The organism is Amycolatopsis xylanica (assembly GCF_900107045.1).
In the GTDB taxonomy this organism is placed as follows: Bacteria; Actinomycetota; Actinomycetes; order Mycobacteriales; family Pseudonocardiaceae; genus Amycolatopsis; species Amycolatopsis xylanica.
In genome coordinates this window covers 546,355-560,426 of the sequence record NZ_FNON01000002.1, presented here as the reverse complement: position 1 = coordinate 560,426, position 14,072 = coordinate 546,355, and the positions used below count along the sequence as shown (strand labels likewise).

The window sequence follows — 14,072 nt, the reverse complement described above, 5'->3', positions numbered from 1 at the left end:
TTTGGCGAGCTAGCCGATGTCGCGGCGCCGGAAGCCGGTGAGGCCCGCGACCAGTGCGACCAGCGCGATCGCGGTGAGCCAGATCAGCGGGGTCGCGGTGAACGCCTGGCCGGGGATCTTCGGCACGTGCGAGAACGGCGAGACGTCGAGCACCGCCTGCGGCAGGTTGACCACCGGGCCGAAGAGACTGAGCAGCAGCGCCACCATGGCGACGGCCCAGCCCGCGCCCGAGTACTTCGGCAGCAGGCCGTAGATCGCGACCGTCACGCCGATGATCACCCAGACCGCCGGGAGCACCGCGAGCGTGCCCGCCACGGTGTCGGCGACCGAGCCGCCGACGTCACCGGCGCGCAGGCCGTTGCCGAGGCCGAGCATCACACCGGTGAGCACGAGCATCCCGCCGGAGCCCGCGAACGCGAACACCAGGTGGCTGCCCGTCCAGCGCAGCCTGCCGACCTGGGTGGCCAGCAGCGGTTCGAGCCGCACGGCCGTCTCCTCGCCGCGCATCCGCAGCGCCGCCTGGACCCCGTAGAGCGCGATGACCATGCCGAACATCCCGACCATGGCCGCCATGAACGCGTCCACCAGCGCCGAGGAACCGCCCATCCGCTGGAAGATCTCTTGCGCCTGCCCGTTTCCGCCGACGAGCTCGCCGATGCCGCTCGCGATCGAGCCGAACACCGCGCCGCAGACGGCCATGCCGATGGTCCAGCCGAGCAACGGGCCGCGGTGCAGCCGCCACGCCAGCGCGAGCGGGCTGCGCAGGCCGGGAGCCGCCTCTGCCGGTCCCGGCCTGGCCGGGATGATGCCGACGCCGACGTCACGTCGCGGCAGTAGCGCGTAGCCGGCGCCGCCGATCACCACGGCCGCCGCGATGCCGATGAGCGCCACCCACCAGCGCTCGCCCGCGTAGGCGCGCATCTGCTGCGTCCAGCCGATCGGGGAGAGCCAGGAGATCCACTTCGCGTCGGTCGTCGAGTCGCCGATCGCGCGCAGCAGGAACGCGATGCCGACGGCGGCCGAGCCGATTCCGTTGGCGGTGCGCGCATATTCGGCCACCTGGACGGCGACCGCCGCGATCGCGGTGAACACCAGCCCGGCCAGCACCACGGCCGCGCCGAACGCGATCGAGCCCTCGGCGGGCAGTTTCGTCCCGATGAGACCCGCTGTCGTCACCACGCCGACGCCGACACTCGTGCCGATCGAGACGAGGACCGCCGCGGTCAGCGCGGCGTACCGGCCGACCACCCCGGAGGCGAGCAGTTCGGCGCGGCCGCTGTCCTCTTCCGCGCGGGTGTGCCTGGTCACGGTGAACACGGCCATCAGGCCGATCATCAGCGCCATGAACCCGACGAGCCGCCACGCGGTGAACCCGCCGGCGGTCGACAGGTCGAACGCGGGCCCGTAGATCACCGCGACCGACGGGTTGGCGCCCGCGCCGTGGATCAGCCCGGCGCGTTCGACTGCCGTGGGGTACAGCGTTTCGTAAGCCTTGGCCGAGCTCATCGGCGACAGCGAGAGCACGACTATCCACAGTGGAATCGTGAGCCGGTCGCGGCGCAGCGCGAGCCGGGTGAGCTGCCAGGTGCCGGTCAGCCCGTGCGACCTCGCGGTCATTTCGCGTTCGCCTCGTTCGTGTAGTGGCGCAGGAAGAGCTCTTCGAGCGTCGGCGGCTGGCTGACCAGGCTGCGCACGCCGACCTGGGTCAGCTGCCGCAGCGCCTCGTCGAGCGAGCGGGTCTCCACGTCGAACCGGACGCGGTTGCCGTCCACCTTGAGGTCGTGGATGTTGGCCAGCCTGGTCAGCCCGTTCGGCGGCCCGGAGAGCTCGGCGGTGATCGAGGTCCTGGTGAGGTGGCGCAGGTCGGCGAGCGTGCCGGTCTCCACGTTCACCCCGTTGCGGATGATGCTCACCTTGTCGCACAAGGCTTCCACCTCCGCCAGGATGTGGCTGGACAGCAGCACGGTGCGGCCCTGCTCGCGCTCCTCCTGGATGGCGTACTGGAAGGTGGCCTCCATCAACGGGTCCAGCCCGGAGGTCGGCTCGTCGAGGATCAGCAGGTCCACATTGGACGCCAGCGCCGCGACGATGGCGACCTTCTGCCGGTTGCCCTTGGAGTAGGTGCGACCCTTCTTCTTGGGGTCGAGGTCGAACCGCTCGATCAGGTCCTTGCGGCGGCGCTGGTCGAGCCCGCCGCGCAGCCGCCCGAGCAGGTCGATCACCTCACCGCCGGAGAGGTTCGGCCAGAGGTTGACGTCGCCGGGCACGTAGGCGAGGCGGCGGTGCAGGCTCGCGGCGTCCTTCCACGGGTCGCCGCCGAGTAGGCGTACGTCACCGGAGTCCGCGCGGAGCATCCCGAGCAGCACCCGGACGGTGGTCGACTTCCCCGCGCCGTTCGGGCCGAGGAAGCCGTGCACCTCCCCAACGGGTATCTGCAGGTCGAGGCCGTTGAGAGCCTTGGTCCGGCCGAAAGACTTGTGGAGGCCGGAGATGGAGATGGCGTTTTCCATGATTCGGAAGCTACACTCGTTTCACAAAGTTGTGAAGTTAAGAAAACGTATGGAACGAGTGACGGGGGTAGCCGGTTCCGGAAGGATGGGTCCCGATGACGACGACGCCTGAGCATGAGCGAGACGCAGACGCCGTCCGCCGATACGTGGAAAGCCTCGCCCTGATCCTCACCCAGATCGGGCTGGCCAGAATGCCGTCGCGCGTGTTCGCGGCGCTGATGGTGACCGACAGCGGCAAGCTGACCGCCGCCGAGCTGGCCGATCAGCTGCAGGTCAGCCCGGCCGCGATCTCCGGGGCCGTGCGGTACCTGGACCAGGTCGGCATGGTCGCCCGCGAGCGCGAGCCCGGCGAGCGGCGCGATCACTACCGGGTGTTCGACGACATGTGGTACGCCGCGTTCCTCAAGCGGGACCGCTTCATGATCATGTGGCGCGACGCGGCGACCGAAGGTGTCTCAACGCTGGGTGAGGACACGCCCGCCGGTCACCGGCTGTCGGTGATGGCCGACTTCCTCGCCTACGTGATCAAGGAGATCCCGGCGATGTTCGACCGCTGGCACGAGCTGCAGAAGGCTAAGGAAGCCGCCGAAGCCCGCTGAGCGCGGTCCGCGCCAGGGTGGTCGCCAGCTCGTCCAATGTGGACTTCTCGGGCTCGACCGCCTCGTAGGTGCACAGGAACGCGTGGTGGAAGCAGGCGCCGAGCAATAGCGAGGCGGCGGCTTGCGGGTCGGCGTCCGGGTTGACCCTGCCGAGCTCGATCTCCTTGCTCAGGTAGAGCGCGACGCCGTCGATCGGATTGCGCGGCCCGGCGCCGACCTCGGCGAGGCGCTCACGGTGTGCGGTGAGCAGCTCCTTCGTGGAGAACACCGAGACGCCGATCGGGAAGCTGCCGAGGAAGAAATCGAGCGCGCCGCGCACGATCCTGGTGATGTTCGCCTCGATCGGCTGCTCGCCCGCGGTCCCGATCAGCTCCTCGACGATCGCGGCCAGCGGCGGGTTCTCCTCGGTGAGCACGCAGAGGAAGATCTCGGTCTTGTCCTTGAAGTGCTTGTACAGCAACGCTTCCGAGTAGCCCGCTGCGCGCGCGATCTCCTTGGTGGTCGCGCGGGCGTAGCCCTGTTCCCGCATGATGGAGGCCGCCGCCGCGACGATGTCTTCCCGACTACCCATGCTGAGAGCCCCCTCAGAGTCTTCTTGACGGGTGGGCGACCACTTACCCACTATAGCGGGTGAGTGTTCACTAACCCCTGGAGTGCGGTCATGAAACTCACCATTCTCGGCGCCACCGGCGGGGTCGGCACCCACCTCGTCAGGCAGGCGCTGGAAGCGGACCACCATGTCACAGCCGTCGTCCGCGATCCGGCGAAACTCGCCGTCGAGCCGCAGGTTCGCCTGGAAGTCGTAATAGCGAAGGAGCTCGACCCGAGCGCGCTGGCGCCGGCGATCACCGGGCGGGACGCGGTCGTCTCCGCGCTCGGCGCGCGCGACCGCCGCCCGACGACCGTGTGCGCCGACGGCGCCCGCGCCACGATCGCGGCGATGCGCGACGCCGACGTCCGGCGGCTCGTCGTGGTCAGCGCGAGCGGGCTGACCACCGAGGGGGACGGCGTCTTCACGCGCACGCTGGTCAAGCCGCTGCTCGGGAGCGTGCTCAAGGAGAGCTTCCGCGACATGCGGGAGATGGAGGAGCTGGTCCGCGCCAGCGAGCTCGCGTGGACGATCGTGCGTCCGCCCCGGCTCACCGACGGCGGCCGCACCGGGCGGATCAGGAGCCGGGCCGACGGCAACGTGCGCGGGTCGTTCAGCATCACGCGCGCCGACGTCGCCGACTATCTACTCCGGACTGTGGCGGACGACTCCCTGGTGAAGGGCACCATCTCCATCGCACACGGCTAAAGTCCGGCCCATGCGTGGACTGCTGACAGTGGCGCTCGCGCCGGTGCTGTTGGCGCAGGCGTTGCACGTGCGCCGGGTGACACCGAGACTGCCGGGCGCGAGCGGCCCGGTCACCGGATCCGTGCCGGGCGGTGATCCACTGCGGCTGCTCGTGCTCGGCGAGTCCACCGTGGACGGTGTCGGCGCCGCGACGCACGAAGAGGCGTTGACCGGCCAGCTGGCCTTGGCGCTGGCCGAGCGGACCGGGCGCGGCGTGCGCTGGCAGGCCGTCGGCCGGACCGGGGCGAACGCCCGCGTCGTACGGACGGACCTGCTGCCCGCCGCCGAGCCCGCCGATCTCGTGGTGATCGCGCTCGGCGTCAACGACACGATCGAGCTGCATTCCGCCGCGCGATATCGCCGTGACCTGCTGCGACTCGTCGTCGCGATCCGGCGCGGGCTCGGCCCGGTGCCGGTGCTGCTGGCCGGGGTCCCGCCGATGGACCGGTTCCCGGTGCTCCCGCGGCCACTGCGCGCGGTGCTCGGCGCCAGGTCGGCCGCGCTGGACGCGGCCGCCGTGCGGCTCACCCGCGTCCCGGGTGTCGGGCACGCGCCGATGCCGTCGGAAATTCTCGCTGACGACCTCTTCGCGGCGGATGGTTTCCACCCTGGTCCAGCCGGTTATCGGAAGTGGGCGGCACAACTCGCGCAAACGGTTACCGCGGGGTAGCCGCTGATTACCCGCTGTTGGTGTCGAGCCGCAATAGGGTGACGCCTGACGCTTGCTTCTTCCGCAACCCTGAATTTCCCTGAAAAAGTTTGCACTCCGTGTATCTGCAGGCCAGATAAGTGCGTCTTATGGAGTAGCCGAGAGGGAATGGGGTAACACGATGTCGACCGAGACCACGACAGAACAGCTGCCGGAGGATCCGACCACCGACGGCCTCGACAACTGGCACCCGCATTCGCCGCCGCCGGAGGACCCGGAGCCGACCGACCCGGAGGCGCCGAAGCCGCAGCCGCTGGTCTCGCCGGAGAACTGGCACCCGCACTCGCCTCCGGTCAACTAGGCACACCTAAGCCTCAGGCAGGTGGTGTCCGGAGGTCGAGGGGGGCCGCCGGATGCCACCTCCTCGAAGTCTCGCTCGGGGGAGGGGATTTCGGGGAATGGCCCGTTGGGGAGCGGGCTGGAAAGAGGAAGCGGGAGCCGGTCCGGCGTTCGACTTGTCGACGCGGGCCGGCCTTCCGTGCTTCCATGAACCACTACGACAGTTGAGCGACCTGTGTATCCCAGAGTGACCTGCCTGCTCCTCTCTGATGAAGAGCCCGCGATACTGCCAACGCCGACTTGAAGAGCAACTCGAAGTGAGGCAGATACGGTGACCGACGTCCAGACAGCCGAAGTGGACCCGCCATGGGAAGGCCTGACCGGCCCGGAGTTGCATGCCGCCTGCATGCAAGCCGCCCGTGCCGGCGACCGGTCGGCGCTGGATCGGCTGGTCGCCGATCTGACTCCGCTGGTCTGGCACGTGGCGCGGGGCAACGGGTTGGACCGGCACACCGCGGAGGACGTCGTGCAGACCGTATGGCTGGCTTTGTTCAGCCATCTTGAGGGGATGAAGGATCCCAGGGCGCTCGCCGCGTGGCTGATCACCACGACGCGGCGGGAGGCTCAGCGTCCGCACGGCCGCAAGACGCCGCCCATCCCGCTCAGCGACGAACTCGCCGAATCGATGCCGAGCACCCAGCCGGCGCCTGAAGAAGAAGCCATCAGGGCGGACCGGGACCGCCGCCTCTGGCAGGCGTTCCTCCAGCTGAACGACCGGTGCCAGGAACTGCTCCGACTGACCGTCCTTTCCGGACGGGCCGAATACCAACTGGTCGCCGAGGCCATGCACATGCCGCGCGGAAGCGTCGGACCGACCAGGGGGCGTTGCCTCAACACAATGCGCGAATTGCTTGCCAGTGAAGGGGGCAGCCGATGAACGAGATCGGGAGGATCTTTCCGAGCGACGAGGAACTGCTGGCCGATTTGGACAGATTTCTCGACGAGATGGACCCGCCACCGGCCGGGCTGGTCGAACGGGTCCAGTTCGCCATCGACCTGGAGAACCTCGACGTCGAGGTCGCCCGCTGGGAGAGCATGGACGCGCTCGCCGGCGTGCGCGGCAGCGGCGACCAGGGCACGATCACCTTCACCGTCAGCGACCTGACCGTGATGATCAACCTCACCAAGGTCGGGCGCAAGAACCGGATCGACGGCTGGCTGGTGCCCGCCGGCGAGTACAGCGTCGAGGTACGGGTGGCCGAGCACGGCTCGTCGGAGACGACCGCCGACGAGGGCGGCCGCTTCGTGCTGGACAACGTGCCCTGCGGAACGACGCAGATCCTGGTGCATTTGGGGGATCTCGCGAGCCGTCGGACCGTGGTGACGCCCACAGTGGTCTTGTAGACCCGGACGGTTGTTCCCGATACAGGCGCAGGTGTGCTCCCATAGGGCGTGCCTGGGCCGCTTTTTGAACTCATGAGAGCCGTGGAAGCGGCACGTGGTCTCTATGACCGTGCCAAGAAGGCGTCGGCGGACTCCCGGCCCGCGGTCACCGCGAAGCTGTTGCACCAGGCTTTGCGTGCGCTCGGCCCGCGGATCCAGGACGACGTGAACTGGCTGGAGATCAGCACGAAGGTGTTGATCTCCTTGGCGTCGGCGGAAGCGGAGACCAAGTCGCCCGCGTCCGGCCTGAAGCATCTGGACACGGCTGAGGCGATGCGGTTGCGCATGCCCGACTGCAAGGAACGCAGCACGCTGCGGTTCACCGTCGGGTTGCAGCGCGCGATCATGCTCGCGCGCATCGGCCGTCTCGCGGACTCCGTCGCGTTGTTCGACGCGCTGCTGCCCAGCGTCGACGCCGAGGTCGAGGACGACAAGCTCCTGCTCACCACGGACCTGCTCAACCGCTCGTACGTCCATGTGCTGATGAGCAACCCGGAGGCCGCGCGCGCGGATCTGCGGCGCTGCCTCGAATTGGCCGAGGAACACGGCCATCACGGGCTCGCCGGGAAGGCCAGGCACGGGCTGGGCGATCTCGCGCAGCTCGAAGGCGACATCCCCGAAGCACTGCGCAACTATGAGCAGGCAGGCCAGATCTACCGTTCGATCTGGCCAGGCTGGCTGCCGCTGCTGCGGCTGAACCAGGCACGCGCGCTGCTCGCGGCCGGTCTCGCCGAAGAGGCGGCCGCTCAGCTCGACGAGATCATGCCCGAGCTGATCAGGAAGAAGGCCGCGCAGGACATCGCCGAGGCCGAGGTGGCGCGTGCCGCCGCGGCGATCCTCGAAGGTGATTTCGCGCTGGCCCGCAAGTACGCGGCCACCGCGCGACGGCGGTTTTTGCGGCGTGGCAACGCGCGGTGGGCCGAGATCGCCTCGCTGGCCAGGCTGCGCGCCGGTGCGCTCAACGCGTTGGCGAACAAGGCGCGCAAGCCGGCGCCGCGGTTGCCTCGCGAGCTGAGCGAGCTCGCGCCGCGGCTGGCCGAGCTGGGCCTGCGCGACGAGGCCGCGGCCGCGCGGCTGCTGGCCGTCCGGCTGCATCTGCGGCGTGGCGCGGTCGACGAGGCGGAAACCCTGCTGTCGCAGGTGCCGAAGCCCCGTCAGACGACCCCGATCGACCACCGGATGCTGCTGCGGCTGTGCCGTGCCGAACTCGCGGTCGCCACCGGACGGCCACGCGCGGCGCTCGCGCAGGCGCGGGCCGGGCTCACCGAACTCGGCGCGATCCGTGACCGCATGGGCGGGCTGGACCTGGTGTGCGGCACCGCGGTGCACGGCCAGGAGCTCGGCAGGCTCGCGCTGAAACTGGTGCTCGGCGGCAGGCGCGACCAGTCACAGGCCAGGCAGCTGTTCGCCTGGCAGGAGCTCACGCGCGCGCAGGTCTACCGGTACGAGCCGCTGCCGGTCATCGAGGATCCCGTGCTGGCCAAGCACATCACCGAGATGCGCCAGGTGCAGGGCCAGATCCAGCGCAACCGGCTGCAGGGCGAATCAGTGTCGGCGCTGGAAAAGCGCTACAGCGCGCTGCAGAGCGAAGCGGGCAGGCTCGGCTGGTACACGAGCCCGTGGGGCAAACCGCGGCCGGTCGCGACGAACGAAGAGATCGTCGAGGCGCTGGGCGACCGCGTGCTCGCCAGCGTGGTCAGCGACGGCGAGACGCTCTTCTGCTTGATCATCCGCGACGGCGAGTTCAGCCTCACCAAGCTGGGCGACCGCGCTGAGGTCATCGAAACGGTGAAGCAGCTGCACGCCGACCTCGACGCGCTCGCGCCCGACCACCTGCCGCCGATGCTCGCCGAAGCCGTCGCCGGCTCCGCGTCCCGGCGCGCCGAGAAGCTCGACAAGCTGCTGCGCGCTTCGCTGACCGAGCAGTTCGCCGACCGTGAGCTGGTGATCATCCCGATCGGCCCGCTGTACGTGCTGCCATGGGCGGTGCTGCCCTCGTTGCGCGGCCGCCCGCTCACGGTCGCGCCGTCGGCGACGGCCTGGCTGTCCGCCATGAAACGCCCGCACGCCTCACCGGTGCTGCTGGCGGGCGGGCCCGGCGTGCCAGGCGCGATCGGCGAGGTGAGCCAGCTGCGCGCGGTCTACCCCGGCGCCCAGCTGATCGACGGCGCGTCCGCCACGAGCGACGCGGTGCTGCGGGCGCTCGAGGGCTCCGGCACCGCGCACCTGGTCGCCCACGGCGCCCACGAGCCCGCGAACGCGTTGTTCTCGCGCCTGGAACTGGTCGACGGCCCGCTCTTCGCCCACGAGACCGCGCGCCTGACCCGGCCGCCCGAGCGTGTCGTGCTCGCCGCGTGCGAACTCGCGATGTCCCACATCCGCCCCGGCGAGGAAGCCCTCGGTTTCGCGGGGACGTTGCTGGCGAGCGGCTCCCGCACGGTCATCGGCGCCATCGCCCGCGTCGGCGACCGCGCCGCGGCCGAGGCGATGTCCGACCTCCACCACCAGCTCGCCGCCGGCATCCCACCCGCCACCGCACTCGCCGAAGCCACGGCGGTCGACCCCTTCCGCCGCCCCTTCCTCTGCCTAGGCGCCGGCTGACCCCGACCAAACCCCGAAAGCCACTTTCGTCAGATGCGATCTGACGAAAGTGGCTTTCGGGGTATCGGACCTGACGAAAGCCACTTTCGGGGTATCCCTTGGCCCAAGGTCACTTTCGGGCCAAGGGTGGGTCAGCCGAGGAAGTCGGGGAGTGGGACGGGGGTGAGACCGTCCTTTTTGGCCTGGGCGATGAAGGCGTTGAAGTCCTCGGCGAAGGTCTTGCGGAAGTGCATGAGGACGATGTCGCCCGGCCGGAGCTTGTCGCCGACCTGGAACTGGACCACGCCGTCGTTGACCGCGGCCGTCCACAGGACCGCGACGCGCATGCCGCAGTCGGCGGCCGCCTTCAGCGTGGTCGCGTCGTAGTTGCCGAACGGCGGGCGGAACAGGGTCGGGCGCTGGCCGAACTCGCGGGCGAAGTCGTCGGCGTTGTCGCAGATCTCCTTGTGTTGCAAGTCATACGGCTTGCCTTTGAGGTTCGGGTGGCTGACCGTGTGGTTGGCGAGCGACGCGCCCGACGAGTCGAGCAGGCCCTTGAAGTAGGGCTCGTGGCCCTTCACGTACTTCTGGTTGAGGAACAGCACCGGGTGCGCGCCCGACTGCTGGATCAGGTGCTGCGCCTGCGGATCCGGCACCGCGCCGTCGTCCATCGTGATGAACACGTACGGCTTGTCGGTCTTGATGGTGCGCACCACCGGGACCTTGCCGTCCGCGATCGGCGGCGCCTTCTGCTGCACCTGGCCGAACGGGTACGGCGCGGCGTTCACCGGCGCGGGCGCCGCTCCGGGCGCCGGGTTGCGCTGCGCTGAATCCGGCGGCTGCGGCTCCGGCGTCGAACAGCTCACCAAGAGCGACAGAACGGCTACGAGTGCGCACCCCACTCGTGTCCTTTTTGGCATGACACGTCCCCTGTTTTCCTTATCGGGCAAGAACTACCCGATAGGAGGACGTGTCACACGATCGTGGGTTGTCTCAGGGGATCAGGAGTTACGTTCCGCTGCTGCCACCAAGCGTGCCGAGAGGACGCGGATCGCGGTTTTGAGCACTGCCAGCTGGATTCCGCCGGTGCCGGGCAGGGATTCGGTGAACGAACCGGTCCAGCGGATGTCGGTGCCGCCGTCAGGCTTTGGAGTGAACACGACTTCCGCTCGGTAATCCTTCACGGGCGCCGGCGGGCCGGCGAAGGCGTAGACGTGGCGACGGTCCTGTTCGAACTCGATCGTCTCCTCGCGCATCAGGAGCGGCCACAGCCCGACCTTGCGGATGGCGCCGACCCCGCCGACCGGCGAGGCTTCGCGTTCCCAACTCGATTGGACGATCGCCGGTTTCGCCCAATCGGACCAGCGGCCGCCGTCGGTCTCCAGCCGGAACAGCGTCGCCGCCGGCGCCGTGCTCGTGCGATGGATCTCGAAACCGAACGTCTTGCCCACGTGAGCCTCCCGAAGCAGTTGTTGACGCGACGATAATTAATCCGGGCGCCCGCCGATAGGTCAAGATGGTCACGTGAGCACGACGCGCCCCGACTTCGCCGCGCCGCATTGGCTGGTCCAGCTCCTGCGCAGCAAACCGGTTCCCATTCCGTGGAACATGGTGGTCAGGGCGGTGCTGGCGCTGACCGTCCCGCTCGCGGTCGGCTTCTGGGTCGGCGACATCACCGTCGGCACCATGCTCTCGACCGGCGCGCTGCCCGCGGTGCTCTCCGAGTCGGCGGGCCCGTACCGCTACCGCGCGATCCGGCTGGCGGGCGCCAGCGCCGCGGCCGCCGCCGGCTACCTCGTCGGGCTCTTGGCCGGGCCGGACGTCGCCGCGTCCGCGATCGCCGTCGTGCTCGTCGCCGGGATATCGGCGCTGATCAGCGCGGCTGGCAGCAACGCGTCCGTCGCCGGGCTGCAGATGTTCGTCTTCTGCGTGCTCGGCACCGGCCAGCACGCCACCGGCGTCCGCGTCGAGCACGCGCTCGGGCTCTTCCTGCTCGGCGCCGCCTGGAGCCTGGCCGTCGCGCTGGCCAGCTGGACGTTCCGCGCGACCAGCCCGGAGCGCAGCGCCGTCGCGCACGTCTACATCGAGCTGGCCGCGATGCTCTCCGCCGCCGACGAGGCGACCGCGCGCGTCGCCCGCAACCAGCTCACGACCGCGATGAACACCGGCTACGACCGCCTGCTGACCGCCCGCTCGTGGCTCTCCGGCCGCGACGCCGCCTACCGCGAGCTGCTCAACCTCCTGTCGGCGACGACCCAGGCCGTCGAGGCGGCCGTCGCGCTTGTCCACACAGGACGCCGAGCGCCTGCCGAGGTCATCGACTACCTGACCACCGCCGCGGCCGCCGTGCTCGCCAACCAGCCGCTGCCGCCCGCGCCGTCGCCTCCGCCCGACGCGGACCCCGGCATCAAAGCGCTCTACAACGGCCTGATCCGGATCAACAAGGGGGACGACCGCAAGCGCCGCAAGCCCGCTTCGCCGCTGCGACGCCTGCGCGAGTGGGCGTCCTCGCTGATCTCCGGCCCGCTGACCTGGCTCGCCGCGCTGCGGCTTTCCTACTGCGTCGCGCTGGCGGAACTGGTCGGCTGGCTCATCCCGCTGGAGCGGTCGTACTGGCTGACCCTGACCGTCGGCCTGGTGCTCAAACCCGACTTCGGCTCGGTGTTCGGCCGCGCGGTGCTGCGCGGGATCGGCACGGTCGCCGGGGTCGCCATCGGCGCCGTCGCGCTCGGGTTCGGCGTGCACGGCTGGGCGCTCGTCATCCTGATCGGGCTGTTCGCGGGCGGGGTCGCGATCGGGAAGGTCCGCAACTACGGCATCCTCAGCGCGTTCGTCACCCCGCTGATCATCTTGCAGACCGACCTGTCCACCAACGGCACCTGGTCGGTCGCCACCGCGCGGCTGGTCGACACCGTCCTCGGCTGCGCGATCGTGCTGGTCTTCGGCTACCTGCTCTGGCCCGGCAGTCGCCGTCCCCGCGTCGGCGGGCTGCTCGCGGATGCGATGGGCGTCGTCTCGAAGTACGTCGAGCGCGCGCTCACCATCTCGGGTGAGGATCGGCTGGAACGCTCACGTGCCCGCCGCAAGGCCTACCGGGCGCTCGCCGACCTGCGGACGGCGTTCCAGCAGGTCGTCGTCGAGCCGTCGCCGAACGGGCGCCAGGCCGTCGCGTGGTGGCCGGTCATCGCCGGGCTCGAACGCGTCACCGACGCGGTCACCCAGGTCATCGTGCACAGCGGTGACCTGCCCGATCCCGCCGAGGTCGAGCTCGTCAAGGCCGCGCTCGCGGAGCTGGCGGCGGCCATCCGCGAGGAGCGCTGGCCGGTGACGATGCCGCTCCCCGAGAGCGAGCGGCTGGCCGGGGTCGCGGATCAGGTGACCGCCGCGTTCGACGCGGTGCGCGGCCCGGAGCCGGATCGGGTTTGATGGGGGCCATGGGCATCGATTTCGACGCGTTGAAGAACAAGGCAGAGGAAGCTCTTCGCGAGCACGGCGACAAGATCGAGGACGGCCTCGACAAGGCCAGTGAGTTCGCGAAGGAGAAGTTCGGCCACGGCGACCAGATCGACTCGGTCACCGGGAAGGCCAAGGACTTCATCAACAAGTACGACGAAACCCCGGACGAACCGAAGTAGCTAGCTGACTTCGCCGATGGCCGTGTCCCCGTCGAAGGCGGTGATGCGGCCACCGCGCTCGCCGAGCGCGATGAGGCCGTCCTTGGCGTCATCGGCGGTCAGGCTCACCCGCACCCCGGCCCGCTGCACGTTCTTGCTGGCCTGGAACAGCTGCGCGCCCTCGTGACCGGCGTTGATCGTCGCGGCGAGCCCGCCGGTCGACGCCAGCGAGCCACGCGTCGCGCCGAGCCTGCCGAGCGCCTCGTCGACGATCGGCAGCAACGCCGCCCTGTTGCCTTCCGTCATGGCTCGCACCAGGTCCGGACGGCTCTGCGCCACCCGCGTGCCATCGGTGAACGAGCCGGCCGCCAGCGCCATCGCGAGCGGCCCGCCCTGCGCCCCGATCGTCGCGAGGATCGCGGCGAACAGGTGCGGCAGGTGCGAGATGCGCGCGACCGTCTCGTCGTGCGAGTCGGCTGGCAGCGGGATCACGTGCGCGCCGACGTCGATCGCCAGCTGCGCGACCTCGGCCCACGCCTGGAGGTCGGTGTCCTCTTCGACGCAGACGACCCACGCGGCGCCGCGGAACAGCTCGGGGTTCGTGGCCGTCCAGCCGGACTCCTGTGAGCCTGCCATCGGGTGCCCGCCGACGAACTTGTTCCACTTCGCCAGCCGCTTGACCGAGTCCAAAACCGGCCCTTTGACGCTGGTCACGTCGGTGAGCAGGCAGTTCGAGGCGTGCTCGTAGACCTGGCGCAGCACGCCCTCGACCGCGGGCAGCGGCACGGCCAGCACCACCATCGCGTCCTGTTTGGCCGCGCGGCGCAGTGCGACCGCCACATCGGCGGTGACGTCGAAGCCCTGTCTGCTGGCCGCGTCCGCGTCCATTTCGGACGCCGTGGCGCCGAACGCCGTCCTGCCCGCCGCCGTGGCGGCGCGCAGGAGTGAGCCGCCGATCAAGCCCAGACCGATGACGCATACGTCTCGCACGCCGCTCATCCT

15 protein-coding genes are annotated in these 14,072 nt (G+C 69.9%); 9 read left to right on the top strand and 6 right to left on the bottom strand.

Going from position 1 to position 14,072, the window contains the following annotated elements; all coding sequences use genetic code 11:
- Window positions 1-9: 9 nt before the first annotated feature.
- Together BLV57_RS10340 and BLV57_RS10335 are read right to left on the bottom strand one after the other, a co-directional pair.
- A complete protein-coding gene (locus BLV57_RS10340; RefSeq protein WP_091288417.1) occupies window positions 10-1,617 on the bottom strand; it encodes an ABC transporter permease in 1,608 nt (535 codons plus the stop codon).
- Window positions 1,614-2,510 (bottom strand): ABC transporter ATP-binding protein, encoded by an 897-nt coding sequence (locus tag BLV57_RS10335; RefSeq protein WP_091288416.1) that lies wholly within the window; start codon window positions 2,508-2,510, stop codon window positions 1,614-1,616. The genes BLV57_RS10340 and BLV57_RS10335 overlap by 4 nt, the downstream gene beginning before the upstream one ends.
- A 95-nt stretch (window positions 2,511-2,605) precedes the next feature.
- On the opposite strand from BLV57_RS10335, the gene BLV57_RS10330 reads away from it, so the two are divergent.
- Window positions 2,606-3,109, top strand: coding sequence for a GbsR/MarR family transcriptional regulator (locus tag BLV57_RS10330; RefSeq protein WP_091288415.1), 504 nt, complete (start codon window positions 2,606-2,608; stop codon window positions 3,107-3,109).
- Here BLV57_RS10330 and BLV57_RS10325 read toward each other — a convergent pair.
- On the bottom strand, window positions 3,084-3,680 hold the full coding sequence (locus BLV57_RS10325) for a TetR/AcrR family transcriptional regulator (RefSeq protein ID WP_091288414.1): 597 nt from the start codon (window positions 3,678-3,680) through the stop codon (window positions 3,084-3,086). The genes BLV57_RS10330 and BLV57_RS10325 overlap by 26 nt on opposite strands.
- A 90-nt stretch (window positions 3,681-3,770) precedes the next feature.
- Here BLV57_RS10325 and BLV57_RS10320 point away from each other — a divergent pair, with 90 nt between their 5' ends.
- From BLV57_RS10320 to BLV57_RS10295, 6 genes are all read left to right on the top strand, one after another.
- Window positions 3,771-4,406 carry an NAD(P)-dependent oxidoreductase gene (locus tag BLV57_RS10320; protein WP_091288413.1) on the top strand — a complete coding sequence of 212 codons (636 nt, stop codon included), beginning with the start codon at window positions 3,771-3,773 and terminating at the stop codon, window positions 4,404-4,406.
- Window positions 4,407-4,416: 10 nt separating this feature from the next.
- On the top strand, window positions 4,417-5,115 hold the full coding sequence (locus BLV57_RS10315) for an SGNH/GDSL hydrolase family protein (protein WP_091288412.1): 699 nt from the start codon (window positions 4,417-4,419) through the stop codon (window positions 5,113-5,115).
- A 160-nt stretch (window positions 5,116-5,275) separates the two neighbouring features.
- The gene (locus BLV57_RS10310; RefSeq protein WP_091288411.1) at window positions 5,276-5,455 is read left to right on the top strand and encodes a hypothetical protein; all 180 of its coding nucleotides are present in this window, start codon (window positions 5,276-5,278) and stop codon (window positions 5,453-5,455) included.
- Window positions 5,456-5,764: 309 nt separating this feature from the next.
- Complete coding sequence (locus tag BLV57_RS10305) at window positions 5,765-6,370, top strand: RNA polymerase sigma factor (RefSeq protein ID WP_091288410.1); 606 nt, start codon at window positions 5,765-5,767, stop codon at window positions 6,368-6,370.
- Complete coding sequence (locus BLV57_RS10300; RefSeq protein ID WP_091288409.1) at window positions 6,367-6,837, top strand: hypothetical protein; 471 nt, start codon at window positions 6,367-6,369, stop codon at window positions 6,835-6,837. The genes BLV57_RS10305 and BLV57_RS10300 overlap by 4 nt, the downstream gene beginning before the upstream one ends.
- Before the next feature lie 72 nt (window positions 6,838-6,909).
- Entirely contained in the window at window positions 6,910-9,477 is a 2,568-nt protein-coding gene (locus tag BLV57_RS10295; RefSeq protein WP_091288408.1) for a CHAT domain-containing protein, read from the top strand.
- A gap of 131 nt (window positions 9,478-9,608) precedes the next feature.
- Here BLV57_RS10295 and BLV57_RS10290 read toward each other — a convergent pair whose 3' ends face one another.
- Window positions 9,609-10,376 carry a polysaccharide deacetylase family protein gene (locus tag BLV57_RS10290; RefSeq protein ID WP_091288407.1) on the bottom strand — a complete coding sequence of 256 codons (768 nt, stop codon included), beginning with the start codon at window positions 10,374-10,376 and terminating at the stop codon, window positions 9,609-9,611.
- An 81-nt stretch (window positions 10,377-10,457) separates the two neighbouring features.
- A complete protein-coding gene (locus BLV57_RS10285) occupies window positions 10,458-10,907 on the bottom strand; it encodes an SRPBCC family protein (protein ID WP_091288406.1) in 450 nt (149 codons plus the stop codon).
- 73 nt (window positions 10,908-10,980) lie between these two features.
- Between BLV57_RS10285 and BLV57_RS10280 the strand changes: the two genes are divergently transcribed.
- Complete coding sequence (locus BLV57_RS10280; protein WP_091288405.1) at window positions 10,981-12,882, top strand: FUSC family protein; 1,902 nt, start codon at window positions 10,981-10,983, stop codon at window positions 12,880-12,882.
- A gap of 8 nt (window positions 12,883-12,890) precedes the next feature.
- Entirely contained in the window at window positions 12,891-13,091 is a 201-nt protein-coding gene (locus BLV57_RS10275; protein ID WP_091288404.1) for an antitoxin, read from the top strand.
- Here the strand turns inward: BLV57_RS10275 and BLV57_RS10270 are convergent, their stop codons facing one another.
- On the bottom strand, window positions 13,092-14,069 hold the full coding sequence (locus BLV57_RS10270) for a prephenate dehydrogenase (RefSeq protein WP_091288403.1): 978 nt from the start codon (window positions 14,067-14,069) through the stop codon (window positions 13,092-13,094).
- Window positions 14,070-14,072: the final 3 nt, after the last annotated feature.

What these genes read in the sequence shown, in the direction of transcription:
- BLV57_RS10340 (WP_091288417.1), bottom strand. Translation starts at nt 1,617, where the DNA reads ATGACCGCGAGGTCGCACGGGCTGACCGGCACCTGGCAGCTCACCCGG.
- BLV57_RS10335 (WP_091288416.1), bottom strand. Translation starts at nt 2,510, where the DNA reads ATGGAAAACGCCATCTCCATCTCCGGCCTCCACAAGTCTTTCGGCCGG.
- BLV57_RS10330 (WP_091288415.1), top strand. Translation starts at nt 2,606, where the DNA reads ATGACGACGACGCCTGAGCATGAGCGAGACGCAGACGCCGTCCGCCGA.
- BLV57_RS10325 (WP_091288414.1), bottom strand. Translation starts at nt 3,680, where the DNA reads ATGGGTAGTCGGGAAGACATCGTCGCGGCGGCGGCCTCCATCATGCGG.
- BLV57_RS10320 (WP_091288413.1), top strand. Translation starts at nt 3,771, where the DNA reads ATGAAACTCACCATTCTCGGCGCCACCGGCGGGGTCGGCACCCACCTC.
- BLV57_RS10315 (WP_091288412.1), top strand. Translation starts at nt 4,417, where the DNA reads ATGCGTGGACTGCTGACAGTGGCGCTCGCGCCGGTGCTGTTGGCGCAG.
- BLV57_RS10310 (WP_091288411.1), top strand. Translation starts at nt 5,276, where the DNA reads ATGTCGACCGAGACCACGACAGAACAGCTGCCGGAGGATCCGACCACC.
- BLV57_RS10300 (WP_091288409.1), top strand. Translation starts at nt 6,367, where the DNA reads ATGAACGAGATCGGGAGGATCTTTCCGAGCGACGAGGAACTGCTGGCC.
- BLV57_RS10295 (WP_091288408.1), top strand. Translation starts at nt 6,910, where the DNA reads ATGAGAGCCGTGGAAGCGGCACGTGGTCTCTATGACCGTGCCAAGAAG.
- BLV57_RS10290 (WP_091288407.1), bottom strand. Translation starts at nt 10,376, where the DNA reads ATGCCAAAAAGGACACGAGTGGGGTGCGCACTCGTAGCCGTTCTGTCG.
- BLV57_RS10275 (WP_091288404.1), top strand. Translation starts at nt 12,891, where the DNA reads ATGGGCATCGATTTCGACGCGTTGAAGAACAAGGCAGAGGAAGCTCTT.
- BLV57_RS10270 (WP_091288403.1), bottom strand. Translation starts at nt 14,069, where the DNA reads ATGAGCGGCGTGCGAGACGTATGCGTCATCGGTCTGGGCTTGATCGGC.